This window comes from Bradyrhizobium sp. OK095 (assembly GCF_900109945.1).
GTDB lineage: Bacteria > Pseudomonadota > Alphaproteobacteria > Rhizobiales > Xanthobacteraceae > Bradyrhizobium.
Window position 1 is genome coordinate 628,427 of sequence record NZ_FOBX01000001.1, and the last position, 25,890, is coordinate 654,316.

The 25,890-nt window shown below is 63.5% G+C and carries 30 protein-coding genes; 9 read left to right on the forward strand and 21 right to left on the reverse strand.

Features of this window, described 5'->3' with window-relative positions:
• Nucleotides 1–83: 83 nt before the first annotated feature.
• A complete protein-coding gene (gene xoxF5 / locus BMW89_RS02935) occupies nucleotides 84–1,889 on the reverse strand; it encodes a lanthanide-dependent methanol dehydrogenase XoxF5 (RefSeq protein WP_092022506.1) in 1,806 nt (601 codons plus the stop codon).
• A gap of 513 nt (nucleotides 1,890–2,402) precedes the next feature.
• Between xoxF5 and BMW89_RS02940 the strand changes: the two genes are divergently transcribed.
• Nucleotides 2,403–3,371: a helix-turn-helix domain-containing protein gene (locus BMW89_RS02940; RefSeq protein WP_092022508.1), complete on the forward strand. Its 969-nt coding sequence runs from the start codon at nucleotides 2,403–2,405 to the stop codon at nucleotides 3,369–3,371.
• 67 nt (nucleotides 3,372–3,438) lie between these two features.
• Here BMW89_RS02940 and BMW89_RS02945 read toward each other — a convergent pair whose 3' ends face one another.
• The 6 genes from BMW89_RS02945 to BMW89_RS02970 form a co-directional block, all read right to left on the reverse strand.
• On the reverse strand, nucleotides 3,439–3,864 hold the full coding sequence (locus BMW89_RS02945; RefSeq protein WP_092022510.1) for a hypothetical protein: 426 nt from the start codon (nucleotides 3,862–3,864) through the stop codon (nucleotides 3,439–3,441).
• Nucleotides 3,865–4,001: 137 nt separating this feature from the next.
• On the reverse strand, nucleotides 4,002–4,991 hold the full coding sequence (locus tag BMW89_RS02950) for a Bug family tripartite tricarboxylate transporter substrate binding protein (protein WP_092022512.1): 990 nt from the start codon (nucleotides 4,989–4,991) through the stop codon (nucleotides 4,002–4,004).
• Nucleotides 4,992–5,101: 110 nt separating this feature from the next.
• Nucleotides 5,102–6,124, reverse strand: a complete 1,023-nt coding sequence (locus BMW89_RS02955) for an FUSC family protein (protein ID WP_092022514.1) — start codon at nucleotides 6,122–6,124, stop codon at nucleotides 5,102–5,104.
• Between the two features lie 361 nt (nucleotides 6,125–6,485).
• Nucleotides 6,486–7,412 (reverse strand): substrate-binding periplasmic protein, encoded by a 927-nt coding sequence (locus tag BMW89_RS02960; RefSeq protein WP_092022516.1) that lies wholly within the window; start codon nucleotides 7,410–7,412, stop codon nucleotides 6,486–6,488.
• Nucleotides 7,409–7,765 carry a c-type cytochrome gene (locus tag BMW89_RS02965; protein WP_092022518.1) on the reverse strand — a complete coding sequence of 119 codons (357 nt, stop codon included), beginning with the start codon at nucleotides 7,763–7,765 and terminating at the stop codon, nucleotides 7,409–7,411. Before BMW89_RS02965 ends, BMW89_RS02960 begins: the two co-directional genes overlap by 4 nt.
• 10 nt (nucleotides 7,766–7,775) lie before the next feature.
• A complete protein-coding gene (locus BMW89_RS02970; protein WP_092022520.1) occupies nucleotides 7,776–9,440 on the reverse strand; it encodes a methanol/ethanol family PQQ-dependent dehydrogenase in 1,665 nt (554 codons plus the stop codon).
• A gap of 324 nt (nucleotides 9,441–9,764) precedes the next feature.
• On the opposite strand from BMW89_RS02970, the gene lanM reads away from it, so the two are divergent.
• From lanM to BMW89_RS02990, 4 genes are all read left to right on the forward strand, one after another.
• A complete protein-coding gene (gene lanM / locus BMW89_RS02975) occupies nucleotides 9,765–10,157 on the forward strand; it encodes a lanmodulin LanM (RefSeq protein WP_092022522.1) in 393 nt (130 codons plus the stop codon).
• A gap of 171 nt (nucleotides 10,158–10,328) precedes the next feature.
• A complete protein-coding gene (pqqA, locus tag BMW89_RS02980; protein ID WP_092022524.1) occupies nucleotides 10,329–10,409 on the forward strand; it encodes a pyrroloquinoline quinone precursor peptide PqqA in 81 nt (26 codons plus the stop codon).
• A gap of 24 nt (nucleotides 10,410–10,433) precedes the next feature.
• The gene (locus BMW89_RS02985; protein WP_092022526.1) at nucleotides 10,434–11,339 is read left to right on the forward strand and encodes a DUF6662 family protein; all 906 of its coding nucleotides are present in this window, start codon (nucleotides 10,434–10,436) and stop codon (nucleotides 11,337–11,339) included.
• A 105-nt stretch (nucleotides 11,340–11,444) separates the two neighbouring features.
• Nucleotides 11,445–11,654, forward strand: coding sequence for a hypothetical protein (locus BMW89_RS02990; RefSeq protein WP_092023354.1), 210 nt, complete (start codon nucleotides 11,445–11,447; stop codon nucleotides 11,652–11,654).
• A 142-nt stretch (nucleotides 11,655–11,796) separates the two neighbouring features.
• On the opposite strand, the gene BMW89_RS02995 is transcribed toward BMW89_RS02990, so the two are convergent.
• From BMW89_RS02995 to BMW89_RS03010, 4 genes are read right to left on the reverse strand one after another with little or no spacing between them, the layout of a single operon-like run.
• Nucleotides 11,797–12,150, reverse strand: coding sequence for a hypothetical protein (locus BMW89_RS02995; protein WP_092022528.1), 354 nt, complete (start codon nucleotides 12,148–12,150; stop codon nucleotides 11,797–11,799).
• Nucleotides 12,151–12,198: 48 nt separating this feature from the next.
• Complete coding sequence (locus tag BMW89_RS03000; RefSeq protein ID WP_092022530.1) at nucleotides 12,199–12,909, reverse strand: ABC transporter ATP-binding protein; 711 nt, start codon at nucleotides 12,907–12,909, stop codon at nucleotides 12,199–12,201.
• A complete protein-coding gene (locus BMW89_RS03005; protein ID WP_092022532.1) occupies nucleotides 12,899–13,636 on the reverse strand; it encodes an ABC transporter permease in 738 nt (245 codons plus the stop codon). Before BMW89_RS03005 ends, BMW89_RS03000 begins: the two co-directional genes overlap by 11 nt.
• Nucleotide 13,637: 1 nt before the next feature.
• Complete coding sequence (locus BMW89_RS03010; RefSeq protein WP_092022534.1) at nucleotides 13,638–14,630, reverse strand: ABC transporter substrate-binding protein; 993 nt, start codon at nucleotides 14,628–14,630, stop codon at nucleotides 13,638–13,640.
• 87 nt (nucleotides 14,631–14,717) lie between these two features.
• Between BMW89_RS03010 and BMW89_RS03015 the strand changes: the two genes are divergently transcribed.
• Complete coding sequence (locus tag BMW89_RS03015; RefSeq protein ID WP_092022536.1) at nucleotides 14,718–15,077, forward strand: hypothetical protein; 360 nt, start codon at nucleotides 14,718–14,720, stop codon at nucleotides 15,075–15,077.
• A gap of 177 nt (nucleotides 15,078–15,254) precedes the next feature.
• On the opposite strand, the gene BMW89_RS03020 is transcribed toward BMW89_RS03015, so the two are convergent.
• Together BMW89_RS03020 and BMW89_RS03025 are read right to left on the reverse strand one after the other, a co-directional pair.
• Nucleotides 15,255–16,073, reverse strand: a complete 819-nt coding sequence (locus tag BMW89_RS03020; RefSeq protein ID WP_092023356.1) for a quinoprotein dehydrogenase-associated SoxYZ-like carrier — start codon at nucleotides 16,071–16,073, stop codon at nucleotides 15,255–15,257.
• A 53-nt stretch (nucleotides 16,074–16,126) separates the two neighbouring features.
• Nucleotides 16,127–17,050, reverse strand: coding sequence for a quinoprotein relay system zinc metallohydrolase 2 (locus BMW89_RS03025; RefSeq protein WP_092022538.1), 924 nt, complete (start codon nucleotides 17,048–17,050; stop codon nucleotides 16,127–16,129).
• A 130-nt stretch (nucleotides 17,051–17,180) separates the two neighbouring features.
• Here BMW89_RS03025 and BMW89_RS03030 point away from each other — a divergent pair, with 130 nt between their 5' ends.
• Nucleotides 17,181–18,059, forward strand: a complete 879-nt coding sequence (locus BMW89_RS03030; protein WP_092022540.1) for a substrate-binding domain-containing protein — start codon at nucleotides 17,181–17,183, stop codon at nucleotides 18,057–18,059.
• Nucleotides 18,056–18,613, forward strand: coding sequence for a PQQ-dependent catabolism-associated CXXCW motif protein (locus tag BMW89_RS03035; protein ID WP_092022542.1), 558 nt, complete (start codon nucleotides 18,056–18,058; stop codon nucleotides 18,611–18,613). The genes BMW89_RS03030 and BMW89_RS03035 overlap by 4 nt, the downstream gene beginning before the upstream one ends.
• A gap of 3 nt (nucleotides 18,614–18,616) precedes the next feature.
• On the opposite strand, the gene BMW89_RS03040 is transcribed toward BMW89_RS03035, so the two are convergent.
• The 6 genes from BMW89_RS03040 to BMW89_RS03065 form a co-directional block, all read right to left on the reverse strand.
• Nucleotides 18,617–18,916, reverse strand: a complete 300-nt coding sequence (locus BMW89_RS03040; protein ID WP_092022544.1) for a copper-binding protein — start codon at nucleotides 18,914–18,916, stop codon at nucleotides 18,617–18,619.
• Between the two features lie 136 nt (nucleotides 18,917–19,052).
• Entirely contained in the window at nucleotides 19,053–19,667 is a 615-nt protein-coding gene (locus BMW89_RS03045) for a hypothetical protein (RefSeq protein WP_092022546.1), read from the reverse strand.
• The gene (locus BMW89_RS03050; RefSeq protein WP_092022548.1) at nucleotides 19,664–20,512 is read right to left on the reverse strand and encodes a lanthanide ABC transporter permease protein PedC; all 849 of its coding nucleotides are present in this window, start codon (nucleotides 20,510–20,512) and stop codon (nucleotides 19,664–19,666) included. Before BMW89_RS03050 ends, BMW89_RS03045 begins: the two co-directional genes overlap by 4 nt.
• The gene (locus BMW89_RS03055) at nucleotides 20,509–21,315 is read right to left on the reverse strand and encodes a lanthanide ABC transporter ATP-binding protein PedB/LutE (RefSeq protein WP_092022550.1); all 807 of its coding nucleotides are present in this window, start codon (nucleotides 21,313–21,315) and stop codon (nucleotides 20,509–20,511) included. Before BMW89_RS03055 ends, BMW89_RS03050 begins: the two co-directional genes overlap by 4 nt.
• Nucleotides 21,312–22,280 carry a YVTN family beta-propeller repeat protein gene (locus tag BMW89_RS03060; RefSeq protein ID WP_177195836.1) on the reverse strand — a complete coding sequence of 323 codons (969 nt, stop codon included), beginning with the start codon at nucleotides 22,278–22,280 and terminating at the stop codon, nucleotides 21,312–21,314. Before BMW89_RS03060 ends, BMW89_RS03055 begins: the two co-directional genes overlap by 4 nt.
• A gap of 8 nt (nucleotides 22,281–22,288) precedes the next feature.
• Entirely contained in the window at nucleotides 22,289–23,470 is a 1,182-nt protein-coding gene (locus tag BMW89_RS03065) for a lanthanide ABC transporter ABC transporter substrate-binding protein PedA1 (RefSeq protein WP_092022554.1), read from the reverse strand.
• A gap of 57 nt (nucleotides 23,471–23,527) precedes the next feature.
• Here BMW89_RS03065 and BMW89_RS03070 point away from each other — a divergent pair, with 57 nt between their 5' ends.
• Nucleotides 23,528–24,100, forward strand: a complete 573-nt coding sequence (locus BMW89_RS03070; protein ID WP_092022556.1) for a DUF3280 domain-containing protein — start codon at nucleotides 23,528–23,530, stop codon at nucleotides 24,098–24,100.
• Between the two features lie 194 nt (nucleotides 24,101–24,294).
• On the opposite strand, the gene fghA is transcribed toward BMW89_RS03070, so the two are convergent.
• Both fghA and BMW89_RS03080 read right to left on the reverse strand, forming a co-directional pair.
• The gene (fghA, locus tag BMW89_RS03075; RefSeq protein WP_092022558.1) at nucleotides 24,295–25,140 is read right to left on the reverse strand and encodes an S-formylglutathione hydrolase; all 846 of its coding nucleotides are present in this window, start codon (nucleotides 25,138–25,140) and stop codon (nucleotides 24,295–24,297) included.
• A gap of 90 nt (nucleotides 25,141–25,230) precedes the next feature.
• A complete protein-coding gene (locus tag BMW89_RS03080; protein WP_092022561.1) occupies nucleotides 25,231–25,851 on the reverse strand; it encodes a response regulator in 621 nt (206 codons plus the stop codon).
• Between the last annotated feature and the right edge of the window lie 39 nt (nucleotides 25,852–25,890).

Here is a 25,890-nt window from a genome sequence, read left to right on the forward strand (position 1 = left end):
AAGAGCTTGTCCTCGTAGACATCAGGTGGAGACGAGCCGGCGCGTGGAGTTGATCCACGCGCCGGAGCGACACTGAGGTGAGGCTAGTTCGCCGGCAGCGAGAACACGGTCAGCGTACCGCCGAGTGCCGTGTAGTTGCTGAGCGCCGCGTAGCCACCGACTGCGCCGAGACCCGCGGTCGGATCGGTCAGGCCTGCGGCGAGACCGATGCCGGCCCAGCCACCGACGCCCGAGAGCACTGCGACATACTGCTTGCCGCCGTTCTCATAGGTCGTGACGTTGCCGATGATGCCGGAGGGAGTCTTGAACTTGTAGAGCTCCTTTCCGGTCTTGGCGTCGACGGCCTTCAGGTAGCCTTCGAGCGTTCCGTAGAACACCACGTTGCCGGCGGTCGCGAGTGCTCCCGACCAGACCGAGAACTGCTCCTTGTTCGACCAGACGATCTTGCCGGTCTTGCCGTCCCAGGCGATGAAATTGCCCATGTGGCTTTCACCCGCCGGCGGATACATCGAGAGCGTCGCACCCACATAGGGCTGGCCCGCGGTGTAGCTCACCTTGAACGGCTCGTAGTCCATGCAGACGTGGTTGGTCGGAACGTAGAACAGCTGCGTGTCCGGCGAGTAGGCTGCCGGCTGCTCGTCCTTGCTGCCGAGCGCGGCCGGGCAGATGCCCTTCACGTTGTGGTCCTCGCCCGCCTTGTCGGTCGAAGCTGCGTCGAGCACCTTCGGACGGCCATAGGTCGGCGAGTTCTTGTCCATGTCGACGCCGGAGGTCCAGTTCACCTTCGGATCGAACTTCTCGGCGACCAGCAGTTCGCCGGTGCCGCGATCGAGCGTATAGCCGAGGCCGTTACGATCGAAATGTGTCAGCAGCTTGCGCGGGGCGCCGCCGATCGTCTGGTCCGAGAGAATCATCTCGTTGACGCCGTCATAGTCCCACTCGTCATGGGGCGTCATCTGATAGACCCACTTGGCAACGCCAGTGTCCGGGTTGCGCGCCCAGATCGTCATCGACCATTTGTTGTCACCGGGACGCTGCTTCGGATTCCAGGTCGAGGGATTGCCTGACCCGTAATAGATGAGGTTCAGCTCGGGGTCGTAGGAGATCCAGCCCCAGGTGGCACCGCCGCCGATCTTCCACTGATCGCCTTGCCAGGTCTTGAGGCTCGAGTCCTTGCCGACCGGCTTGCCGAGTGCGGTGGTCTTGTCGTCGACCAGGATCTGGTCATCCGGCCCTTCCGAGAATCCGCGCCAGGCCACCTTGCCGGTCTTGATGTCGTAGGCGGTCATATGGGCTTGAACGCCGAACTCACCGCCGGAGATGCCGACCAGCACCTTGTCCTTCACGACCAGCGGCGCCGAGGTTCCGGTCTCGCCCTTGCCGGGATCGCCGTTCTTGGCCGACCATGCCAGCTGACCGCTCTTGGCATCGAGCGCGACCAAGGTCGTGTCGGCCTGATGCAGGAAGATCTTGCCGTCACCGTAAGCGAGGCCGCGGTTGACCGTATCGCAGCACATCACCGGGATGACGTTCGGATCCTGCTTCGGCTCATACTTCCAGACGATCTTGTTCTCGTTGGAAAGGTCAATAGCGTAGACCTTGTTCGGGAACGGCGTGTGGACGTACATCATGTTGCCGATGATCAGCGGGCCGCCTTCGTGGCCGCGCAGCACGCCGGTCGAGAAGGTCCAGGCGACCTGGAGCTTGCCGACGTTTTGTGAGTTGATCTGGTTCAGCTTGGAATAGCGGGTGCTTGCATAATCGCCGGCCGGGATCACCCAGTCTTTGGGATTTTGCGACATCTTGAGCACTTCGTCATTGGCCGAAGCGCCACCGACGGCGAGAGCCGCCGCGGAGCCAAGAAAGGCCGCCAGTAGTACCTTGCGCATAGTCATTCCTCCGTTGGTATCGTTTATTGTTTCCGAAGCATTGCTCAATCACCGGGCTTCTCGTCCGGTGTCTGCTCGTGCAGGGCGGTCACGATTGGGACCAGAAACGATGCTGTGGTGGTTCCTCCTCCGGATGAGAGCTACGGGTCCACGTGCAGGAGCGGCCCGTTCTTGTTGTTCCTGATGCAATCCCTAACGACTTCGCCATCGGGAAACTTGCCCAAGAGAGAAGCCGCTTTGCTCGACAGCGCACGGACGCGAAGATTTTGATTTTGCAGTAGCGAATTCAGCGGCTTCGCACTGCTTCGCGGCCGCGTTCAAGGCTCAGGTTCCCCTTGACGGCGCTGCAACTAAGGCGGAGGATTAACTTTCAAGGGTGGCAATGAAATGATGGCGCTCGTTTCAAAAGACCGCTCAAATTCGAGGTAAACGTCACGCAATCTCGGCTGAGGGCTCCGGCAGCGCTGGTCGCGATTCGCATTGAATCTCCGGATCAAACCAGCGGCTGGATTAATGTCCGATACAATTCACACGCTCTCGACGACCGGTATGACGCCGAAGCGGCAGATCCAGAGCTGGATCGACGGGCTGACGAGTCTGTGTGGACATTTTGACGTCGATCCGCTGGAGGCGTCCTCGCTCGAAGGCCGCATCGACTACACCAGCGTCTCGCGTCTGAAGCTCTGTCAAATCGAGGTCAGTCAGCATCGCATCGCGCACACGCTGGCGCGCGCCAAGGCCAATGAGCACCCGTACATCAAAATTCACTTCCAGACCTATGGCGTGTCTTATTTCGAGCAGGAAGGCCGCCACATCGAGATCAATCCCGGCGATATCGTCGCCTATGACGTCTCCTGCCCGCATTCGATCATCAGCCCCGCCTTCACGCGCCACGACGTGGTGATCGTGCCGAAGGCGCTGCTGCGCGACCGCGGATTCCCTTCGCAGCGGATGCCGGCCTGCAAGCTGTCGGCGAAGACAGGGACAGGCCGGATCGCCCATGAATTCGTCCATGCGACCTTCGACGAGGCAGCCAAACTGTCGGCGAACAGCGCGGTCGGCGTTGCCGATTCGCTGATCGATTTGCTGCTGCTGCCGTTGCGCGAGGCCGACACGATGCTCGATCGCGTTGGGCCGGAGGCGATGTATGTGCGTGCCCAGTTTTTCATCCGCGAGCGCCTGCGCGATCCGGATCTCTGCATCGACCAGATCTCGGCCGAGCTCGGCTGCTCCAAGCGCTATCTGCACATGCTGTTCTCCGAGCGCGGCACCACGGTCAGCGACTACATCTGGCAGGCGCGCTTGCAGAACTGCCGCCAGGAGCTCGAGGCCCACGCCGGCAAGACCATCACCGACGTCGCGTTCTCCTGGGGCTTCTCCAGCTCATCGCATTTCAGCCGTGTGTTCCGGAAATACTTTGGCGTGGTGCCGTCCTCGATCCACAAGGCGCAGCAGGGCGCGGCCGTTGCCGGCGAGCACTAGGTAATGAGGTGAGGCGCTGTGCTGCGGCGCGTCATCGATGTCGGTTGCGAGCCACGTGCAACGCCCCTTAGGTCGATGGGGCGACGTAAGGAATGCTGGCCACGAGAGCGATCAGCAGAACCGCGTTGCATAGCATTCCGCTCCAATGCAGCCGGCGCAGCCGACGGGCCGCGTCGGCATCGCCTGCATCCCCGGCGCTGAGCTGGTCATCCATCTGTCGGAGAAACCGGCGCCGTCCCCAGATCGCGAAAGCTGCAACCAGACCGACGCCTGTCGCGAAAACCGGCCGACCGGCCACGACGAAAGCCGCCGTGCAGATGGCGCCGGCAACGCCCATCGCCAGAAAATGAGCGTTGAACATGCCGCGCAACAGCAGGGCGACAGGCCGGATGTCGAGCTTCACGAGCAGGAAGGCCGGCGATGCCAGGAAGAAATAGCCCATCGGAAAGAGCAGGATGACCAGGGCCACTATGGCGACGGCATCTGATGTCATGCGATCGGCCCTTCTCGCAGGGACCCTTGAGGGTCCTCCGGTGGCAACGCATGATCATAGCCCGGCGAATACGTCACCGGCACTAGGCTTTGGTCGGATACGGAGCCGCGAGTTGACGCTGCGCCGGATCCTCAGGTTCAAGCCGGCTCCAGGCCGAGCGACTGCGCGCTCTCGATCCAGATCGGAAGCTCGCGCTGATAGAGCGCATTGGTCTCCTTGAAGCCGACTGCCGGTTCGAGCACGAACGTGTTGAGTACCTCCTTGACCTTCGGATCACTATTGGCGGCGACGCAGAGCTCGGCCAGCCGGTCGACAATCGGCTGCGGCGTCGCTTTCGGCACAGCCCAGCCAGAGAAGCCGCTCACGGTAAAGAATTTCGACGTCGCGCCCTGCTCGGGCAGGGTCTTGACGGTGGGGATCGCATCGACCTTCTTCGAATGCACCGCGAACACGGTGCCGCGGTCGCTTTGCAGGACCGATTGCGCCGCCGTATAGCTGCCCATGGCCGCATCGAGCGTGCCTTCCAGCATGCCCGTCCACATCGGCGCTTCGCCGCGGTAGTGGACCGGCTCGATGCTGAGGCCATACTGCTTGTTGAGTTCGTGGATCGTCATGTGCGGGGACGAGCCCACGCTGTAGGTGCCGAAGTTCACCTTGCCGCTCTTGCGCGCGAAGGCGACGAAATCCTCCAGCGTCTTGACGCCGGTTTTCGGGTTCGCGACGAGCAGAAGTCCGGCGCCAGGGATGACGCTGACCAGCGTCAGATCCTTGTCCATGTCGTAGCCGGGAGTCTTCATCACCACCCGGTTCATGATGTAGGTGGTCGAGATCGAGCACAGCATGGTGTGGCCATCGGGCTCGGCGCGGGCGACCTCCGCTGTGCCGATCGCGCCGGAGGCGCCGGGCTTGTTCTCGACAAAGACGGTCTTTCCGACCTGCTTGGAGATGAATTCGCCATAGGCGCGCGCGAGCAGGTCGGTCTGTCCGCCGGCCGGGTAGCTGCAAATCATGCGGATCTGGCGGGACGGCCACGCAGCTTGCGCCGAGGCGCTGCGCGAGACGAACGGCATCGCGAGCGCGGCGGAGCCGGCGGCAATGATTTGGCGGCGATCGAATTTTGCGGACATGATTCCCTCCCGGATTTTTGCCAAACCTACTGCATCAGGCCGGCGCTGCCATGGGCTACAGGCGAGACAGATTGGCGCATTCGAACGATGGCGCTGTGCTCATTCGCGCCTCACCCGGGCGATCGGGCCTTCCGATTGATCCGCAGCCAGACGATCTCGGTCAAGGCCACCGCAATCAGGCCGAAAGTACCGCCGATCAGCACGTTGACAATGCGCTCCTCGGCGATTCCGCTGGCGCCGCCGGCGAAGGAGGCCGCGAGCGCAATGAAGAAGCAGCGCAGGCCGAAGCCGACGATATAGCGGGAGAACGAGATCAGCGTGAGGGTGGCCGCGAGAACCGCGAGTGCATAGCCGACCCGGCTCTGCGGCAGCACCATGCCGGCGAGGAAGCCCAGCGACACGCCGACGAAGGCGCCGATCGCGCGCTGCTTCAGCTTGTCGGTCGAGGCGGTGAGATCGCCGACCACGACGCTTGCGGCTGACCACATCACCCATTGCCCTTGCGCGAGGTCGAGGATTTCGACCAGCGCAGCCGCCGCGAACACCGCCATGGCGGTTGCAAACGCTGGCAGGAACCACACGGCCGCAGGCGCTCCGAACGAGGTCGTGGCATCGCCTTGCCGTCGCTGGTCGTAAATCCGGATAGCACAGACCAGCGCCAGCGCGATCGGCGAGGAGACCATGATCACGCCGGTATGACGCAGCGCTTCCGATGCGCTCACACCCTCCCGCACCTCGCAGGCGAGATAGACGGCGGGGATGAACACCCAGTTGCCGAGCGTGCGGAAATGCTCGCCATAGCGTGTCGCCGCGACGGCGAGGAAGCCGGCCAGCGCCGTTAGAACGGCGAATAGCGGCTTGATCGGGGCGGCAAGGAAGAGCGCGGCAAAGGTGACGAGGATGGCAAGGTAGTGCCACGCGATGACCCTCGGCGGCAGGTGCAGCCGTAGCGCCGGAATCAGCAGCGAGACCGCGACGAGTCCGAGATTGAGCAGCGCCGTCTCGCGTGCGATGAAATAGGCCGCGACCATCGGGCCGACGACGATCAGCGCGCGCAGCAACTCGGCGGTTTTGATCTCGCGGGCGAGGATGTCGCGCAGGCTTGCGGCGGAAGGGGCGGTCGGGGAATTCACAGGGCACCAAAGTGGTGGATGAAAACGCAGGCATCATACGGTTCGTCGCGTCGCGAGGCCAGCTTGGAGACGAAACCGATGCCCCTTGCTCCGTCATTGCGAGGAGCGAAGCGACGAAGCAATCCCAAGTCTTTCCGCGGAAAGATTCTGGATTGCTTCGCTTGCTCGCAATGACGATGGGGAGGCAGTGTGAGCGCCGTATCTCCCTCTTGTGCCCCGGACGCAGCGCAGCGCTACTTTAGCGGTGCGCTGCAGAGCCGGGGCCCACGCAGCAGCGGGTTGCGTGGCTTGCTGGGTCCCGGCTCTGCGCCGCAACGCTAAAGGGCGTTGCAGCGCGTCCGGGACACGAGTGTGTTTCCGATCACCGCTGAATGATCTTCATCCAGACATCGCCTAAAATCGCGGGCTCGCGCGGTGGCAGATAGGTGAGGCCGGCCTGCTTGCCGAATGCGGCGATCTTGCCCTCCGCGGCAAGCGCCGTCAGCGCCTTGTTGACGGCGTCGATCAGCGTGGGATCGCCGGCGAGCCCGACATAGCCGCGATTGGCGCCGATCGGGTAATAATAACTGGACGCGGTGATCGCCGTGTCGGGATGCGCGCTGCGGTGAGCGTCGAAGCGGCCGAGGTCGATCAGCGTCGCGTCATAGTCGCCGCGCTGGAGCGCGCCGAGGAGATCGTCGCGGCCGGGGACCAGGTGCGTGATGCTGTCGATCAGGCGGCCCTTGTCGAAGGTCATCAGGATGGCATCGCCCAGCGATCCGCTCTCGATGGCGAGACGGAGGCCTGCGAGATCGCCGATATCGTTGATCTTGCGGCCCTGCGCCTTCGGCCCCAGCACGACCGTCATCGGAGAATAGACGTAAGGCTGGCTCGGCGCGAGCACGCCGAGCGCGACGCGGCGGCGCCGGTCATCGCGCGTGGCGCCGGAAAAGTCCGGCAAGCGCGCCGTCTTCATGCCGGGCTTGACGAGCGAATCCGTCGTCAGCGCGTAGCTGCCGACCAGCGAGCAGCGCCCGTCCGAAAGCAAAGCATTGGCTTCGAGCTGCGGGCTTGAATCCTCGTCCAGCTTGCTCTCGAACCACTGGATTTTCAGCGGCCGTCCCATCCGCTCCGCGATCGCCTGCGCCAGCAGCACGTCGAATCCGGAGTCGGGAGTGCCCCTGTGATGCATCGAAAGCGGCGGTCGATCCTCGTCGAGACAGATTTTTAGCGGATCAGTCGCGCGAGCGGCTGTTGCACCCGCCGCGAGGATCGCGGCAACGCTCCACACGGCGAGCCGGCGCCTCATGGCTTCCTCCGGCTCGAGATGAAAGCCCAGAGGTTGCCGATCTCGTCGTCGTCGAGGATATCGCCCCAGGGAGGCATCTTGTTGTTCTTACCGTTCTTCACCGTGGTGACGAAGCGCGTCCTGTCGTCGGGGAAGGCGCGCAAATCCGGGGTGATGGTGCCGGAGTTCATCAAATTGGGGCCGTGGCAGTGCGAGCATTTCGAGGCATAGGTCGACTTGCCATGGTCGATCTGCATTTGCGCGGGATTGCCATTTGCGTCGTCCGCGGCACGAACGGTCGCCGCAAGCGCGACCGTCAGCACCGCGACGGTGGCGAGGGTCGCCACCGTCTTGTGAGATATTTCTCTCAGCATCGTGCCGTGGCTATTGCTTCACCGCAAAGACCCACAGCGAGCCGCCGGGCGGCACTTTGGCAAGCCGCTCGTCGCCGGAGAACAGCGAGTAGACGCCGCCATATCCGGAGGTGACGGCGATGTACTGCACACCATCCTGCTGCCAGGTCACCGGTTGTCCCTCGATGCCGGAGCCGGTCTGGAACTGCCAGAGCTTCTTGCCGGTGTCGGCATCGAACGCCTCGAACTCGCCGGTCAGCGCGCCCGTGAACACGACGCCGCCCGCAGTCGACAGCACGCCCGAGAAGCGCGGAATGTCGGACGGTGCTTCCCACTTGGCCTTGCCGGTCATCGGATCGATCGCCTTCAGATGGCCGCGCGCGCCGTCCCCGAACTCCCAGGGATCGGTGAGGTCCATGCCGAGATACCATTCACCCTGCTTGAAGGTGACGGGTTCCGACTTGTACTTGCCGCCGAAGGCGAGGGTGTTGGCGTAGGCAAGGCCGGTCTGCGGGTTGAACGACATCGGCTCCCAGTTCTTGCCGCCGAGGATCGACGGATAGACCGTGACCTTCTTGCCCTCGCGAGCGCCGGTCGCGACGTCGGTCTCGATCGGCCGCCCGGTCTTCATGTCGATGCCGGTCGCCCAATTCACCTTCACGTAAGGATTGGCCGCGAGCAGCTTTCCGTTGGTGCGGTCGAGCACGTAGAAGAAGCCGTTGCGGTTGGCATCCATCAGCACCTTGGTCGGCTTGCCCTCGACGTTCATGTCGGCGAGGACCATCTCGGCCACCGAGTCATAATCGAACGGATTGTTCGGCGAGAACTGGTAGTGCCATTTGATCTTGCCGGTCTTGGGATCCATCGCCAGCACGGAGCAGGTGTAGAGATTGTCGCCGGGCCGCACCGCGGAGTTGAACGGTCCGGGATTGCCGATGCCCCAATAAACCGTGTTCAGCTCGGGATCATAGGACCCGGTGATCCAGGTCGAGCCGCCGCCGAGCTTCCAGGTGTCGCCCTTCCAGGTGTCGCCGCCGGGCTCGTCCGGCGAGGGGATCGAATGGGTGCGCCAGAGATGCTTGCCGGTGGCCGGATCCCAGCCGTCGATGAAGCCGCGGGTGCCGAACTCGGCGCCGGAGATGCCGGTGATGACGACGCCGTCGGCGACCAGCGGGGCCACCGTCATCGAATAGCCTTCCTTGATGTCGGCCACCTTCTGCCGCCATAGCTCCTTGCCATCCTTGGCATCGAGCGCGATCACGTTGGCGTCGAGCGTGGTGCGGATGACCTTGCCGTCGTAGAGCGCGGCGCCGCGATTGATGATGCCGCAGCAGACGATGCGCGGAGTCTCGGCGGGATATTCGACCTTGGATTTCCAGATCTGCTTGCCGGTCTTGGCGTCGACCGCCATGGTCGCGTTGTGGGAGGTTACGTAGATCACGCCCTGGTAGACCAGCGGCTGCGATTCCTCGCTGCGATCGTCGTTGAAGGAGTAGTTCCAGACCGGGACGAGATTCTTGACGGTGTCCTTGTTGACCTGATTCAGGGTCGAGAAGCGCTGGAGATTGTAGCCCATCCCGTAGTTGAGAACGTTCGACGTGTCGGTCGCACCCTTAACCAGCTGCTCGGTGGTCTGGGCGTTTGCATACGTCGATGCAAGCATGACGAGGCTCGCGGCGATCGCAAAGCGGTTCATCCGTTCCTCCCAATATGCGCGCCTTTTGACGCTGCGATTGCAACACTCCGCCCGAATGCAAAACGCGTCAATACGAAAGTCGAATGCGCGTTGCCGATATGTTGGACGCCAGATACCAGCCTTGCTGCGGTAATCCTCGATGAATTTTGCTCGTCTTGCGCGAATGCGCTGCACCAAATTCCATCGCGCGAAAGTTGGTGCAGCCAGGTTCCACGCTTGTCCGGTGGGCGCGTTTGCAAGTCGGGGCTTGAACCGTGGGCTCGCTTCCGGACTTATGTTGTCTCGATCCCGATCGAATCGGGGCTCTTGGTCAGGGAGGTCTCAATGATATCGCGTCGCTCGATTGTGTTTGCGCTCACGGTTGCAATGCTGTCCGGCCCGGCGTGGGCTGCATCCGGCAGCGCCGTGAAAATGTTCGATACCGACAATGACGGCACGCTCGACCTTGCCGAAGTGAAGAAGGCCGCCGCCGCGTTGTTCGCCAAGCTCGATCCAGATCACGACGGTACGCTCGACGCGCGCGAATTGCGCGGACGGTTAACGGCGAAAGAACTCGCTGCCGCAGATCCCGATCGCGATGGGACTCTTACGCTCGACGAATATCTCTCCGTGGTTGAACAGCGCTTCAACGCGGCGAATCCAGACAAGGACGGAACTCTCGATGCCAGGGAGCTGAAGTCGTCTGCGGGGCGCGCGCTGCTGCGATTGTTGCGGTGAGAGTCACAGTGCTTGACTGGGAGCGAAGGCGATTTGCCCGAGAGGGAAATTTGCAAGCGCGATGCGACAGTTCGCTGTGTTTCGGGCCGGATTCCATGCTTGCGCTGCGCCCGACGCAGCCCTAGGTTTTGCCCCGCGCGATGTCGCGCTCAATACCTTGGGGAGACCCGAATGGCTTGGACAGCTCCGAAGATCGTGGAAGTGCCGGTCGGCATGGAAATCAACATGTACGCCTGCGCTGCGCGCAAGTAAGACTGACGACCTGCCACGGCTTCGATGGCGAACGCCATCGAAGCCGTGGTAGTGTCAGGGATGTGCGCGAGAGCCCAAACATTCTGGATCATAGCTGCCTGCACGATCGCGCTCGCGCCGGCATGCGTCAGCGCCGAAGAGGGCTTTGATACCGAGCACATCTTCGGCTTCATGATCGGCACCGACGTCGGCAATCCCGGCGAGCGCGAATTCCAGAGCCAGACCACGGGACGCTTCGGCAAGGGCGGCGGGACTTATCGCGCGATTGGCCAGGAGGTCGAGATCGAGGTGGTGCCGCTGCCGAACTTCCGCATCGAACTCGGCGGCATCGCGACCTTGCACGACATCACCGGCGTCCCCGACATCGACGACCGCCGCCAGTTCAATTTCCAGGGCGCCTCGCTCGACCTGCGGTATCGCCTGCTCGACCGCGAGCACGCGCCGTTCGGCCTGACGGTCGGCGCCGAGCTCCATGGCAACCGCATCGACGAGACCTCCGGCGCGAAGGGTCGGATGTACGGTACTGACTTCACGCTCGCCTTCGACCGCGAGCTCGTTCCGAACTTCGTCATCGGCGCGCTCAATCTGATCTACCAGCCGGAATGGGCGCGCTTCGAGGTAGCGGGGCTGTCGGAGAAGAGCTCCACCATTGGCGCCGCCTTTGCCGGCCTCGTGCGTGTGCGCCCCGATGTGCTGCTTGGCGGTGAGATGCGCTATTTCCGGCAGTACGAGGGCATCGGTCTCGGCGAATTTTCGGGCCAGGCGCTGTTCGTTGGCCCCACCGCCTATTTCCAGCTTTCCGAGAAATCGCGGCTCACACTGAGCTGGAGCATGCAGGCCTGGGGACGTCCGGCCGGATCGGCCGCCAATCTCGACCTCGTCAATTTCGAGCGTCATCAGGCAAGGCTGGTGTTCGGGGTTAACTTCTAGCAAAGCGGGTTCCCCGCCCATCCCTCACGCCGGATTGAAACTTCCGGCAATCTGGAACGTAATTCTTTGTGCTAATCTCCAGTGCCCTTGCGCGAGGATCCCGACATGAATCCGATCGACCTGGTGGTGACTGTGTGTGCGTTGCTCTCGCCTGCGACCTGCGAGGAACAGCATATTGTGTTCAACTACGCGGGGTCGCCGACGCAATGCGCCATGGCCGCGCCGCCCTATATCGCGCAATGGATCGGCGATCATCCGAAGTGGCAGGCGGTGCGCTGGCGCTGCGAATATCCGCACCCGAACGACAAGGCGTGAAGCTTACGACCCTCATGGTGAGGAGCGCGGAACGCGCGTCTCGAACCATGCAGGCCCCGCTGCTGCAGCCGGGCCCTTCCTCCTTCGAGACGCCGCTTCGCGGCTCCCCAGGATGAGGGAGGAGGACTTGTAAGACAGCAAGCTACTTGCTGCAGTCCTTCAGATCCTTGTCGGCGATCGAGAACACCGCATCCGCCTTGATCTCGATGTCGCGGACCACGCACTGGCGCGCATTGGGATAGCTGACTCTGGCGTCGTAGCGGCCGGGCTCGACGCCGGTGATGCGCAGCCGCTCGTCGTGGTCGACCTCCTTGTCCTTGTCGTTCAAGGTCTGGTTCGGTCCCCAGTCGGTTTTGCCGGCGGGTGAGAGCTGGAATCCGGAGATCGTCTCCGTCGTCAGATTCCACAGCCTTATGCCCTTACCCTTGGCCTGCGCGAGCGCCGCGCCCGGCATCGCAACCAACAGGATGCCGATCGCAATCAGCTGACGGCGCATGGTGAACCTCCCTCGACACTCTCGTTGGGTCCAGTTGACCACGAGTTCTCATTTCGATTCAAGCTGCACCGCCGCGAGCTCCGCCTTGATCCTGACGAGCTCGGCTTCGCTACGCTCGGCGCGCGGAACGGCAATCGGCACCTCCTGCACGATGCGCGCCGGGCGCGGCGACAGGAAGAACAAGCGGTCGCCGAGGCGGATCGCATCGTCGATACTATGGGTGACGAGCAGGGTCATCACCGGGCGGCTCGCGACCAGCGTCGCGATTTCGTCACGCAGGCGGCCGGCGAGTGCGTCGTCGAGCGAGGCGAGGGGCTCGTCGAGCACGAGCAGATCGGGCTCGACAGCAAAGGCGCGGGCGAGCGCGACGCGGCGGGCAAGACCCAGCGACAATTCGCCGGGAAAATGTCTGCGATGCGCGTCCAGCTCCAGGATCTTGAAAAGCTCCGACAGCTTCGCGTCGCTGACGTTGGGGGCCGCGAGCCGCACATTCTGTTCGACCGAGCGCCACGGCAGCAGCCGCGGCTCCTGGAACACCATGCCGATCCGCGCCTCCGGCGGCCGCGCGACGCGTCCCCCGAAATCGCGGTCGAGCCCGAGGATGATGCGCAGCATCGTGCTCTTGCCGCAGCCGGAGGGACCGATCAGCACGCCGACCTCGCCGGAGGAAAGCACAAACTTGAGCGGCGCGAGCACCTCGTGGGTTTCGCCCGCGGCACTCCTGAACGTCTTGCCTGTGATCTCGACCTCAAGCCGCACGGGGCCGCCACCGCGTTGCGCGGGCCTCGAACGGTTGCACCAGCGCGGTCTCGATCACGAGCACGACGGCAGCGAAGGTCAGCGAATAGGCCAACAGCCGCGGCGTATCAAACAATTGGAAGGCGACGCCGATCTCGAAGCCGACGCCGTTCGGCCGTCCCAAAAGCTCTGCGACCAGCACGATCTTCCACACCAACGACAATCCAGAGCGGGCTGAGGCCGCGATATAAGGCGCAAGCTGCGGCAGCACGACATGGCGGAAGGCACGCCAGCGCGGCATCGCGAACACGGTTGCCATCTCGTCAAGCGAGCGGTCGAGCGCGCGCGTGCCCTCGCGCAGGGTGACGATGGCGGTCGGTAGCTTGTTGATGGCGATCGCCGTGATCGCGGCAGCTTCAGTGAGGCCGGCCCAGATATAGGCCAGCACGATCACGACCAGCGCGGGCAGGTTCAAGAGCAGGATCAGCCAGGGATCGCCGAGCCGGTCGGCGAGTTTTACGCGTCCCATCAGATAGCCGATGGCGCTGCCGAGCGACATCGCCAGCACGAACGACAGCGCGACGCGGGCGAGCGTAGCGCCGAGATGCAGGAACAGCGCGCCGCTCGATGCATCCGCGACGATGACGTTGAGCACGGCAGGCGGGGAGGGCAGCTTTGCGCCGCCGACGAACAGCGCCGCAATCCACCAGATTGCGAGAAGCAGGGCAAACGAGAGAAGACGCAGCACCTCAGTCTCCGGGGACTGCGTGATAGAAAGTGCCGGGATCGAGCTCGGCCGCCGGCCCGACCAGGTCGCGGCCGCCGATTTCGGCCAGCACGCGATAGAGCACGCGCGCATCCGCCTCCTCGTCGACGATGCTTCGGCGCGGAATGCCGTCGCGGTAGCGCTCGCGATAGGTCTTGAGCATGGCTGGATCAGTCGCGCCGGTGAGTTGGGCGATCTTGTCCCAGGCCACGTCCGAGGTGACCAGCAACTGCTTGGCCTTGCGGGTCATCGCGATGAAGCGCGCCACGGCATCGCGATGGCTCGCGGCCCAGCCCTCGTCGAAGACATAGCCGACGGCGGAGACCGCGCCGTTGGCGCCCAGATTCGGCAAGATGTCCTCGATGCCGGCGAGGCGCCTAAAACCCTTGGCTTCGAGCTGGGCGCAGAAATTCCAGAAATTGAGGCTCGCGTCCATCTCGCCGTCGAGCGCCTTGGCGGCGATCAAAGGTGGCGCGCCATAGACGATGGTCGCCTCCGACTTCAGGTCGATGCCGTCCTGCTTCATCCGCGCCTGGAGCAGCAGCCAGCTCTTGTCGATGGGACCGCCGCCAATGGCGAGCTTGCGGCCCTTCAGGTCGGCGAGGGTCTTTATGGACGAGGAGGCAGGCACCATCACCGCGCCGAGCGCGCTGGAATAGGGGTAGAAGGTCAGCTTGGCGCCGAGCGCGCGCTCGCGCGACACCCACAGCCAGTCCGACAGCACGATGTCGGCATTGCCGGCACGGAGCGCGATCTTGCCTGCCTCGGGGCTCGCGAGTTCAGTGACCTCCAGCGACAAATCGGCCTCCCTGTCGAGCCCGGCGCTCCGGATCGTCGCCAGCTCCCAGGAGAATGTCCCGGTCTTCTGCACCGCAAGGCGGATAGTATCCGCGGCGCGGCCGGGTGCGGCCAGCGTCAGCGCCAGAATCGCCGCGAGCGCAAAAGTTCGTCCAAGAGTTCGTCCAAGAAATCTCATCGCCTTGTGAGCCGTTTCCGCTGATAGAGCACTTTTCAGGACAATACGCATAGCATAGCTTTCATCGCAACCAGCGGGAGGACGCTCATGAATTCGGCGGGACAGCTACGACCGATTGTCGCCGCATTGGCGGTGCTGGTGGCGACCGTGTACGCCGCACGCGCCGAGGAGGCGAATGACTACCCGACCGCCGCACGTGCCGAATACGTCTATGGGTGCATGAAAGCCAATGGTGAGAGCCGGCAATCGATTGAGCAATGCTCCTGCTCGATCGACGTGGTGGCCTCGATCGTCACCTACGAGCGCTACGTCACCGCCGAGACGGCGCTCAGCATGTCCCAGGTGCGCGGCAATCTCGGTGTCCAGTTCCGGACCTCGGAGCAGGCGAATTCAGCCGTGAATGATTTGAGGCGCGCGCAGGCCGAGGCTGAGGTGAGGTGCTTTTGATGCTGTCTTCCCTTCTCCCCTTGTGGGAGAAGGTGGCGCGAAGCGCCGGATGAGGGGTATCGCTCCTCATCCTCAGACGTTTGAGAGTTTCGCTCGCGGAGAGAGACCCCTCACCCGTCTCGCCGCTGCGCGGCGATCCACCCTCTCCCACAAGGGGAGAGGGTTAGAAGGCGCCACTCACGTCCCCGGCTTCTCCACGTCCCACTCATTGCGGAACACATGTCCATCCGTGTCCTTTGCTTCCGCGCGGAAGCGTTTCGCGCCGTTGGACACATAAATGAAGCGCAGATTGGGATCTTCCGAGATCGAGATGCCGCCTACCATCGACAGCACCGGGCTGTCGTCTTGCGTCAGCTTGAGCTGGTTGACGAAGAAGGCGGGAATATAGAGCTGCGTGACCTGGTCCATCTGGAGGCCGGAATTGTTGGGATGGCCGATCATGATCTGCGCCTCGCGGATGCGGCTCGCGGGCGCTTGCTCGCGCGCGAACTGCCGGTAGCGCATCTGGCCGAGGCGGTTGTTGGCCTCTTCGGCATTCTTTCCCGCCGGCGCGGAGCAGCCGCCTGAGGCCTTCACATAGACTTTCGAGACATAGAGCTGGCCGTCGCTGAGTTCGGCGACCGCATGCACGTCCGTATAGTTGTTGACGCGCACGCGTGTGGAGATCTCGGTGACGTTGGCGTCCGGTCCGAGCTCGAACTTCGCCGCCATCGGCGCGGGATTGCGGTCGATCACCAGCGTGATGGAGCGGATGCGGCGGGCGTCGCCCGGCGACAGCTTGCTACGCAGGGTGACCGGCACGATGGCCGCATCCTCGGCCCGATAGGGCATCTCGATGCCGATGACGTCGCTGCCGTCGTTGATCTGACGGTTGTTGAAGATGTCCTGCACCAGGCCCGGCCAGGGATCATAGGCCTCCTCAGCCTGCGCCGGCACAGCGAAGGCGAGGCCGAGCAATGCGGCGATCAAGGGCAGGCGGCGTATGCATCCCGTCATGGTCGTGGTCCCGTGCGGACGAAACAGTTTTCGCAGCAAGCGTAGCGCGTTCGCTACTCCCATTCAATTTCCGAAAATGCTGCGGTTGCGTTGCGGGCGTTGTAATCGTCGAACAACTGCCAGCTCGGCCGTTCCGACGCGGCCGCCTTGTCCGCGGCGGCTCGGATCGTCTCGCCCTTCTTGTTCGACCCCCGGACGTCCGCCAGCAAGGTTGTGAGATAACGTCGCTCGTCAGCCAGCGCGGCAGGCCATTCGCTCACGGGCCCGTGACCGGGAACGACCCGGACCGCCGGAATCTTTTCGAGTTCCCCGAGCGTGCCGAGCCAGCCGCGGATGCTGCCGTCCATCACCGGAATATGGCGAAGGAAGACGAGGTCGCCTGCGAACAGCGTCTTCCTCGTCTCGTCGTACACGGTCAGATCATTGTCGCTGTGGCCGGCTGGCCAGGCTCGCAGGATGAGATGGCGCGATCCGAGATCGAGCGTCAGCGTATCCTTAACGAGCATTGTGGGCGGTACGATCTTCACGGGATCGATCAGCTCATCGCCCATGATGCGCCTAAAATTGTCCAGATAATACGGCCCGCGCGTCGCCAGCGCCTGCGCGAGCTTGCTGTGACCGACGAAGCTGGTCCCCTCCGCGACAAAAGCCGCATTGCCGAAGACATGGTCGGGATGGCCGTGGGTGTTGATGACGTAGCGGACCGGCTTGCTGGTCCGTGCCCGCACGGCCTTCAGCAGCGCCTCGCCTTCGCGAAGACTGCCGCCGGTGTCGATCACGGCGACCGCGTCCTCGCCGACGATGAAGCCGACATTGGCGATGTCGCCCTCGTTCTCGCGGGTCATCAGCGCGATGGTCCCGGAGTGTACGAAGATTCCCGGTGCGACTTCGCTCACAGGCAATTCGGCCTGCCCGGCGCGTGCTAGCGATAGCCCCAGCAGGGACAAGGCTGCGATCACAAGAGCGATGCGAGACACTTTTCCGCCTCAGTTCAAAGGATCAGCCGCATTGCACTGCAGCAAAACAAAAGCCAGCACAAAGTTGGCAAAACATGGTGCGTCTATCCGTTGCATGGATAGCATTCGGATGAAACGAGGAGGAAGCGCGATGACGGAGGCCGGACGACATCGTCGCTGGTTGTTTTTGCTAGGGCTGGTTGCGTCCTGCGCGCTGGGCGACGTCGCCGTAGCGCAGACGAGCGAGACCGGCGACCTCTCGTTCGAGCTGGTCGACCCCAAGGTGCTGCGGGTCTGCGCCGATCCGCGCAATCTGCCGTTCTCCAACGAGAAGGGCGAGGGGATTGAGAACAAGCTCGCCGAGTTGTTCGCGGACAAGCTCCAGAAGAAGCTCGACTACACGTTCTTTCCGCAGGCGACCGGCTTCGTGCGGATGACGCTGGGTGCGCATCGCTGCGACGTCATCATGGGCTTTCCGCAGGGCGACGACCTCGTGCAGGGAACCAATCCCTATTACCGGACGTCCTATGCGCTGGTCTCGAAAGCGGGCGGCGGCCTCGAGGACGTCGACACGCTCGAGGACGCAAGGTTGAAGGGCAAGCATGTCGGCATCGTCGCCGGCACGCCGCCGGCCACCAACATGGCGCTCGCGGGCCTGATGGGGAACGCAAAGCCTTATCCGCTGATGATCGACACGCGCTACGACAATTCGGCGCAGGCGATGATCGACGATCTCACCAACGGCAAGATCGACGCCGGCGTGCTGTGGGGGCCGATGGCGGGCTTCTATGCGAAGAAGGCCGGCTCGATGCATGTCACGCCGCTGGTGAAGGAAACCACCGGACCAAAACTGGTCTATCGCATCGGCATGGGCGTCCGTCCGGCCGACCAGAACTGGAAGCGGCAGCTCAACAAGCTCATTCAGGAGAACCAGGGCGAGATCAACAAGATCCTGCTCGACTTCGGCGTTCCCCTGCTCGACGAGAACGACCGGCCGCTCGGTGCGGAGACGGCCAAGAAGGCACCGTGAAGCGGCGCATCGCCGCTGCGCTTGTCGCCGCTACGCTGGCGGCGCCGGCGTTCGCGCAGCAGCTGGAGCCGTTCGAGCCCGAGGTCTATCGTACCGACAATTACCGTGCGCCGGTGCCGGCGACGCTGGCGCACGCGCGCGTGCTCACGACTGGGGAAGCCGAGGCGATCTGGCGCGCAAAGACCGGCGCGTTCATCGACGTGCTGCCGCGCGCGCCGAAGCCGAAGAACTTGCCCGAAGGCACGGTGTGGCGCGATACGCCGCGCAAAAATATCCCGGGCAGCATCTGGCTGCCGGACACCGGCTACGGCAATTTGCCGCCGGCCATGGACGATTATTTTCAACGTGGCCTCGCGCGGGCATCACGCGGCGACAAGTCCGCGCTGCTCGTGATCTATTGCCTCGCCGATTGCTGGATGTCGTGGAACGCCGGCAAGCGCGCCTTGGCCTACGGCTATTCCAACGTCGCCTGGTACCCCGATGGCACCGACGGCTGGGAGCGCGCGAAGCTTCCCACCGACGAAGCGCAGCCGGAGCCGCGCCCCGATCAGTAGGCCCTACTGCTTCTGCAACTTCGTCAGCGTGCCCGTGCCATCCGCACTGGTCGCCGAGTACGTCACACGATCACCCGCATGCACGGCATCGAGCATCGCGGCGTCCTTGGCCTTGTACTGCTGGAGCGCGCCGGCGCCGCCTGCGCTGCCGCCGACCGTGCCCTTCTGCGTCTCCTGGATCGAGATCGTGCTGTTGAGCCGATCGATCCGCGTGACCATTCCGGTCATGTCGTCAGCAAAAGCGCTGGTTGCGAGGATGCTGAGGGCCGCGGCGCCTGCGTAGATGAATCTTGCTGTTCCCATCGAGGCCTCCCGGTGTCTAGGATTCACATCGACAAGCCATCCTAGATCGATTTGGTTCCGGCAGATAGCGCTGCAAAGGTTAACGATGGCGCTGATGCCGCGGGAACTCTTCCGATAGCCGTCAGTGAGGCTGACGCTATTCCATTTCCTGCTGGATCACGCGTCCGAGCGCGAACAGGCGCTGGTCGATCGCGGTCGGAACTTCGCAGACGAACCGCACCACCTTGTTGCGGTCCTCGAAAATGCGGGTCTTCCAGATCAGCTCGTTGCTGAGGGCCTCGACCTTGGTGTCGTCGCGTGACGCTGTGCCCTGGATCGCCTGGAGCGCGATCGACTCCTCGCGGATCTTGTCGGCGGCTTCGCGCTGCTTGCGGCTGACTCGTTCGAGCCCGTTCATGACCTGGGAGCGTTGGGCGTTGAGCGTGTCGAACAGGCCTGCAAATAGCAGTTTTGCGTTCGCGGTCTTGTCAGCGGCGGAGCCGGCCAGAAATTCCTTCACCGACTTCTCGGCCTCGTCCATCGGCGTCTTGCGCGCCGACAGCTTTGAGACCAGTGCGGTGACCTTGGCGTCGTCCTTCCATTTGGTCTCGGCGTCGCCGAGTTCCGGGCCGGCCCAGACGGCGGCGAGCGAGATGTCCGGCACCTTGGCTTGCGCGCAGGGCCAGTTGGGATAACGCGGATCGGCCGCGCGCGCCGCCGTGCCCGCGATCGCGAACACCAGAGCAGCCATGGCCAGAACCCGAGCCGTCATCCTTCGCCTCCCGCGGGGCCCCGTCGCGCCAGCCCGCGCGAGGGATCATAGGCATAGATCGCGCCGATCATGAAGACGATTGTGCAGGTCGCCACCACCGCCAGCGAGATCCAGTTGACCTGTCCGTACAGTGCAAAACGGATCAGCTCGACCGCATGGGTGAACGGATTGGCCTGGCAGAGATAATAGAGATAGGGGCTGCCCTCCTGCACCCGCCAGAGCGGGTAGAGCGCCGATGAAGCAAAGAACATCGGGAAGATCACGAAGTTCATCACGCCGGCAAAGCTTTCAAGCTGCTTGATGCCGGAGGAGATCAGCATGCCGAGCGAGCCCAGCATCAGTCCCGACAGGATCAGCGCCGGCAGCACGGTGAGATAGCCTGACGGTGGCGGCGTGATGTCCCAGAACCAGGCGATCAGCAGAAACGCATAGACCTGGAGCAACGACACCGCGGTGCCCGCGAGCAGCTTGCAGAACAGCAGGAAGCCGCGCGGCAGCGGGCTCACCAGCAGCGTGCGCATATTGCCCATCTCGCGATCATAGACCATCGAGAGCGAGGACTGCATGCCGTTGAAGAGCTGGATCATCGCCATCAGCCCGGGCGCGATGAAGACCTCGTAGAGGATATAGGTCTCGTAAGGCGGGATGATGGAAATGCCGAGCACCTGGCGGAAGCCGGCGGCGAAGATGAACAGCCACACCAGCGGCCGCACCAATGCCGAGACGAAGCGCTCGCGCTGATGCAGGAAGCGTAGGCCCTCGCGCCAGACGATGCCGGTGAGGCAAGTCATGTACTCGCTGGCCGAGAAGCCGCGCGGCGCATCTTGCGTGGTGATGCTGCTCATGCGCTGCCTCCCGGCATGGTTTGCGCGCCGGTCAGGCGCATGAAGGCGGTGTTGACATCCTGCGCGCCGGCCTCGGTGATGACGCGGCTCATCGGGCCCTGCGCCAGCACCTTGCCCTGATGCAGCACCACGAGGTCATCGCCGGCGACGATCTCGTCGAACAGATGTGTGGCCCAGAGCACGCCGATGCCTTGTTCGGTCACGAGCTGGCGCACATGGCTGATGATGTCGGCGCGCGCCTTGACATCCAAGCCGACGGTCGGCTCGTCGAGCAGCAACAGCCGCGGCCGGTGCAATAGCGCGCGGGCGATCTCCAGCCGCCGCATCTGGCCGCCGGAGAGATCGCGCACCTTGCTGCCGGCGCGGTCGGAGAGTCCGATACGCGTGAGCAACTCGGCGCTGCGTGCGGCGGCTTCGCGCCGGCTGATGCCGTGCAGGGCGGCGTGATAGAGCAGGTTTTGCGTCAGCGACAGATCGAGATCGAGCGTGCGCGGCTGAAATACGACACCGAGCAGCCGCAGCGCCTCGCCGGGGTTTTCGCCGATGTCGTGGCCGAAGATGGCGACATGGCCGGTCTGGATGCCGAACAGCCGCGTGATCAGCGAGAACAGCGTGCTCTTGCCCGCGCCGTTGAGCCCGAGCAGCGCGGTGAAGCTTGCGGGCTGCACGTTGAAGGAGACGTCCATCAGCGCCCGGCGCGGACCATAGGAATGGCTGACACCTTCGATCGACAGTGCCGGCACTGCGGCCGGATCGGACCGTGGCGTCTCGCGTGGTTCTGCGATGGGGGCGGGGCTGGTCATGGCGCGATCGTGATGCCCCAGGGCAGTTCGCCCACCTGAATGGTCTTGATGACTTTTTGCGCGGCGACGTCGATGACGGAGACGTCGTTGGAGACGCCGTTGGTCGTGAGCAGATATTTTTCATCAGGCGTGAACGCCATGTGCCAGACCCGCTGGCCGACCAGCAGATATTTCGTCACCTTGCGCGAGGCGACATCGACCACGGCGATGCGGTTGGCGGGGCCCAGCGCGACAAACGCTGTTTTATCGTCCTTGGTCATGCCGATGCCGACCGGCTGAATCGCCTCCTTCCGCAACCCCGGAATTTCGAAATTGACCTTGCCGATGACCTCGTGTTTTTTCGGATCGATCACAGAGACCGTACCGCCGATCTCCGAGGACACCCAGACTTCGGAAGCGTCGTGCTTGAATTCGGCAAAGCGCGGCCGCGCGTCGACCAGCACATTGGCGACGATCTGGCGCGAATTGGTGTCTATGAAATGCGCCATGTTCGTCGTTTCGGACGTGTTGATCAGAATTTTGCCGTCGGGGCTGATGGTCATGCCCTCGGGCTCGACGCCGACCTGGATGTCGCCGAGGCGGGCGCGCTTCTCCAGATCGATCACGGTCACCGTGTTGTCGTTCTCATTGGCGACGTAGAGGATTTTTCCGGCAGCATCCTGCGCGAACAGTTCGGGGTCGGGCCCGGAGGGCAGGCTGTCCACCACGGCTTGCGTCCTGGCGTCGATCATCTGGATGGTGTCGTCGTCGCCGACCGCGACCATCACGAATTTTCCATCACGTGTGAAATCGATGCCGCGCGGGCGCTGGCCGACCTTGATGGTCTTCGTTACGGTCCAGCTGTCGGTGTCGATCACCGAGACAGTGTTGCTCTTCTCGTTCGAGACATAGGCGACGAACGCATGCGCCGGCGCCGCTGCAAGCGCCAGTCCGGACAAGAGCCCCACACGCCACATGCGCAACATCTGCTTCCTCACTTCAGCTTGCATTTGCTCTCCGGGCGGTCGTAGCCGAGCGTGTCGAGCTCGGAGACCTGGTGCAGAAATCCCTCCTGCGGCGACACCGACACCACCATGCGGCCGTCGACCAGCAGGATCGGCTGGCGCAATTGGAGATTCCAGTCGCGTAGCGTCAGCTTGGTGCCCTTGAAGGCGGCGACCGAGAAATCCGGCCCTTTGATGAAATCGGTGACCTTCTTGACGTCGCCGGAATTGGTGCGCGAAGTGGCCTCGCCAATCATGCGCACCGCGGTCCATACCTGCATGTCGAGCGCGGTCATGCGCCGCGCGTTCAGCTTGATGAAGCGGTTCTGCATCTGGATCGCGCCCCACTGGTCCTGCGAAGCGTCCCAGGTGCGCGGCACGAGACCGGCCGAACCCGCGACGGGGCGGGGATCCCAGGTGCGATAGGGCAAATAGGCGCCGAACACTTCGCTCTCGTCGGCCGCGACCAGCACGTCGTAAGCCGGCGCGCCTTGCGTGAACACCGGCATCTGGCGCTGGATCAGCGTCACGCCGCTATCCGTGCGCCGCGCGCCGCCTTTGTCCTCAAAAATCTTTTCCTGCACGATCTTGGCGCCGAACCGTGTCGCGGTGCGCCGGATCGCGTCCGCAAACAGCTTGTCCTCGTCATGCGAGCCGACCACCAGCAGCCAGCGCTTCCATTGCTTCCACACCAGGTACTGGCCGAGCGCATCCGCCAGCATCGCGCGCGTCGGCGCGGTGTGGATGACATTGGCGCGGCAATCGGCCTCGCGCAGCCGCTCGTCGATGGCGCCGGCGTTGAACAGCAGCGTGCCGCGGTCGCGCAAGGCATCCGAGACTTTCAGCAGCGCATCGGCCGGCAGGTCGGCGACGATAAAGCCATTGCGGGCAGCGAGGTCAGTTGCGGCCTGCACCGCATCCTCACCTTCTTTAATGCGGCGCTCCTCCAGCGTAAAACGCTGGTTGAGGAATTTTCCGGTGGTATTGTTGTCCTCGATGGCGAGGCGTGCGCCGGCTGTGCCGTCGTTCTCCGCGGGCTGCTCGACCAGCGAAAGCGTCGATCGGGTCGCAGCGAGGCCGAGATAGCCGACGCCGATCTGGGCAGGCTCCGCCGCGAGCGCTTGCGTCGCGAGCAGACTCCAGCCGATCAGGCCGCCCAACCATCGGATCATGTTTCCTCCGCAAGCTCCCCGGCTTGACCGCCGATGGAGAATTGTTTCTGCTGAAGCATGACCGATTTGTCAGGGCATGCAACCCCACATTTCGTCCTCGCGCAAGCGAGGCCGGGAATCACGATGATGCGAGCATTGATATGTTTCGCAGCTTTGCTGTTGACGGGCTCGGCCGCGCTTGCCGATCCGCCGAAGCTCGCGGTGTTCGATTTCGAGCTGATCGACACCAGCCTGCCCGGTGAGTTCTACGGCTCCAAGCCGGAGGAGGTGCGGCTCCTGCGCATCAGCGAGCAGCTACGCAAGGAACTGGCTGAGTCAGGCAGGTTCCAGCTGCTCGACATCGCACCGGTCAGGGATGCCGCCCGTCACGCGAACTTGCAGGCTTGCGGTGGCTGCGACCTCAAGCTCGCCGGCGAGCTCGGTGCCGAGCTCGAGATCACCGGCATGGTGCAGAAGGTCTCGAACCTGATCATCAATCTCAACATCTACCTGCGCGACGTGAAGACCGGCACCATGATCGCCGCCGCCAGCGCCGACATGCGCGGCAACACGGATGAATCCTGGACTCGCACGATGAGCTATCTCATCCGCAACCGCCTGCTGGCGCCGAATTACGGCAAGCGGGAGTAGATTATCTCTCCGCGTGCGCTGCCGCACCCTCGCCCCTTGTGGGAGAGGGTGGCTCGCCGCGGAGCGGCGAGACGGGTGAGGGGTCTCTATCGGCGAATCCTACTCTCACTTGAATTCGCGGAGACAACCCCTCATCCGGCGCTTCGCGCCACCTTCTCCCACAAGGGGAGAAGGAAGAAAGCAGCAAACGATCCCTACCCCTTCAACCGCTCCGCATGCCAGTGCAGATGGTCGCCCATGAAGGTCGAGATGAAATAATAGCTGTGGTCATAGCCCGGCTGACGCCGCAACGTCAGCGGGATGTTCGCCTTGGTGCAGGCGGCCTCCAGCAGCTCCGGCTTGAGTTGCTCTTTGAGGAAATTGTCGGCCTCGCCGACGTCGACCAGGAAACCCGAATATTTCGCGCCGTCCTCGATCAGCGCGACCGTGTCGTGGTTGCGCCAGGCGTCCTTGTTCGGGCCGAGATAGCCGGTCAGCGCCTTGATGCCCCAGGGCACTTGCGATGGCGCCACGATCGGGGCGAAGGCGCTGGCCGCGCGATAGCGATGCGGATTGCGCAGCGCCACCGTCAGCGCGCCGTGACCGCCCATCGAATGGCCCATCACCGACTGCCGCTTGGCATCGACGGGAAAATTTCCCGCCACGAGTTTGGGCAGCTCGTCGGTGACATAGCTCCACATGCGATAATTGCGCGAAAACGGCTCTTGCGTCGCATCGACATAGAAGCCGGCGCCGAGGCCGAAATCATAGGCATTGTTGGCGTCGCCCGGCACGTCGGGCCCGCGCGGTGAGGTGTCGGGCGCGACGAAGATCAGGCCGAGCTCGGCGCAGGCCTTGCGGAATTCGCCCTTCTCGGTGACGTTGGCATGGGTGCAGGTGAGGCCGGAGAGATACCAAACCACGGGGAGCTCTGCGCCATCCGCATGCGGCGGAACATAGACCGAGAACACCATGTCGGTTCCGGTCGCCTCGCTGGCGTGGCGGTATACGCCCTGCACGCCGCCATAGGCCGTATTGGTCGAGACAGTCTGAATCGTCATGCCTTAAGCTCCGGTGGCATCTAACCACATCAACATTGCAACGCTTGTGTGACCGAATTTGTGTGATCGAATTTGCCGCGGCGCGTGTCGTCAGGCGACGCCGCTGTCGATCGCCAGCCTCACCAGCTCGACCGAGGTCTTGACGCCGAGCTTCTGTCGCATGATCGAGGAGGTGTTGGCCACCGTCTTGTACGACGATTGCACCAGCCAGGCGATCTCGGACAGGCTCTTGCCGGCGCTGAGCAGCCGCAAAATCTCCATCTCGCGCGCATTCAGCTTGGAGAGCGGGCTTTGCGCCAGCGCGGGTCCCGCAAAGGCGATGCTGCGGGCGATCGCGCTCGGCAAGTACGTGCCGCCACTTCCGACGGTACGGATCGCCTCGACGAGATCGTCGGGGTCGCCGGTCTTGGAGACATAGCCCTTGGCGCCGCATTCGATCGCGCGCGCGGCAAACGCAGGGTCATCGTTCATGCTGAACATGATGATGCGAGCCTCGGGGGAGCGCTCGAGGATGCGGCGCGCCAGCTCGAAGCCGGAGACGGTCGGCAGGTTGATGTCGATGACACAGAGGTCGGGGCGCTCGACAATGAAGACGCATTCGCCGTCTTCGGCGTCGGCGGCCTCCAAAATCTCGATCTCGCCCTCGTCGGCCAGCACGGCACGGCAGCCGGAGGCGACAATGGGATGATCGTCGACGATCAGAATGCGCATAGGCGTTCCCCGTGACAGCGTCTTGGCCTGTTTCGCGCT

Bases quoted from the DNA above. Each gene is read 5' to 3' on its own strand.
- xoxF5 (WP_092022506.1), bottom strand. From the start codon at position 1,889: ATGCGCAAGGTACTACTGGCGGCCTTTCTTGGCTCCGCGGCGGCTCTC.
- BMW89_RS02940 (WP_092022508.1), top strand. From the start codon at position 2,403: ATGTCCGATACAATTCACACGCTCTCGACGACCGGTATGACGCCGAAG.
- BMW89_RS02945 (WP_092022510.1), bottom strand. From the start codon at position 3,864: ATGACATCAGATGCCGTCGCCATAGTGGCCCTGGTCATCCTGCTCTTT.
- BMW89_RS02950 (WP_092022512.1), bottom strand. From the start codon at position 4,991: ATGTCCGCAAAATTCGATCGCCGCCAAATCATTGCCGCCGGCTCCGCC.
- BMW89_RS02960 (WP_092022516.1), bottom strand. From the start codon at position 7,412: ATGAGGCGCCGGCTCGCCGTGTGGAGCGTTGCCGCGATCCTCGCGGCG.
- BMW89_RS02965 (WP_092022518.1), bottom strand. From the start codon at position 7,765: ATGCTGAGAGAAATATCTCACAAGACGGTGGCGACCCTCGCCACCGTC.
- BMW89_RS02970 (WP_092022520.1), bottom strand. From the start codon at position 9,440: ATGAACCGCTTTGCGATCGCCGCGAGCCTCGTCATGCTTGCATCGACG.
- lanM (WP_092022522.1), top strand. From the start codon at position 9,765: ATGATATCGCGTCGCTCGATTGTGTTTGCGCTCACGGTTGCAATGCTG.
- pqqA (WP_092022524.1), top strand. From the start codon at position 10,329: ATGGCTTGGACAGCTCCGAAGATCGTGGAAGTGCCGGTCGGCATGGAA.
- BMW89_RS02985 (WP_092022526.1), top strand. From the start codon at position 10,434: ATGGCGAACGCCATCGAAGCCGTGGTAGTGTCAGGGATGTGCGCGAGA.
- BMW89_RS02990 (WP_092023354.1), top strand. From the start codon at position 11,445: ATGAATCCGATCGACCTGGTGGTGACTGTGTGTGCGTTGCTCTCGCCT.
- BMW89_RS02995 (WP_092022528.1), bottom strand. From the start codon at position 12,150: ATGCGCCGTCAGCTGATTGCGATCGGCATCCTGTTGGTTGCGATGCCG.
- BMW89_RS03010 (WP_092022534.1), bottom strand. From the start codon at position 14,630: ATGAGATTTCTTGGACGAACTCTTGGACGAACTTTTGCGCTCGCGGCG.
- BMW89_RS03015 (WP_092022536.1), top strand. From the start codon at position 14,718: ATGAATTCGGCGGGACAGCTACGACCGATTGTCGCCGCATTGGCGGTG.
- BMW89_RS03020 (WP_092023356.1), bottom strand. From the start codon at position 16,073: ATGACGGGATGCATACGCCGCCTGCCCTTGATCGCCGCATTGCTCGGC.
- BMW89_RS03030 (WP_092022540.1), top strand. From the start codon at position 17,181: ATGACGGAGGCCGGACGACATCGTCGCTGGTTGTTTTTGCTAGGGCTG.
- BMW89_RS03040 (WP_092022544.1), bottom strand. From the start codon at position 18,916: ATGGGAACAGCAAGATTCATCTACGCAGGCGCCGCGGCCCTCAGCATC.
- BMW89_RS03045 (WP_092022546.1), bottom strand. From the start codon at position 19,667: ATGACGGCTCGGGTTCTGGCCATGGCTGCTCTGGTGTTCGCGATCGCG.
- BMW89_RS03050 (WP_092022548.1), bottom strand. From the start codon at position 20,512: ATGAGCAGCATCACCACGCAAGATGCGCCGCGCGGCTTCTCGGCCAGC.
- BMW89_RS03055 (WP_092022550.1), bottom strand. From the start codon at position 21,315: ATGACCAGCCCCGCCCCCATCGCAGAACCACGCGAGACGCCACGGTCC.
- BMW89_RS03060 (WP_177195836.1), bottom strand. From the start codon at position 22,280: ATGTTGCGCATGTGGCGTGTGGGGCTCTTGTCCGGACTGGCGCTTGCA.
- BMW89_RS03065 (WP_092022554.1), bottom strand. From the start codon at position 23,470: ATGATCCGATGGTTGGGCGGCCTGATCGGCTGGAGTCTGCTCGCGACG.
- BMW89_RS03070 (WP_092022556.1), top strand. From the start codon at position 23,528: ATGACCGATTTGTCAGGGCATGCAACCCCACATTTCGTCCTCGCGCAA.
- fghA (WP_092022558.1), bottom strand. From the start codon at position 25,140: ATGACGATTCAGACTGTCTCGACCAATACGGCCTATGGCGGCGTGCAG.
- BMW89_RS03080 (WP_092022561.1), bottom strand. From the start codon at position 25,851: ATGCGCATTCTGATCGTCGACGATCATCCCATTGTCGCCTCCGGCTGC.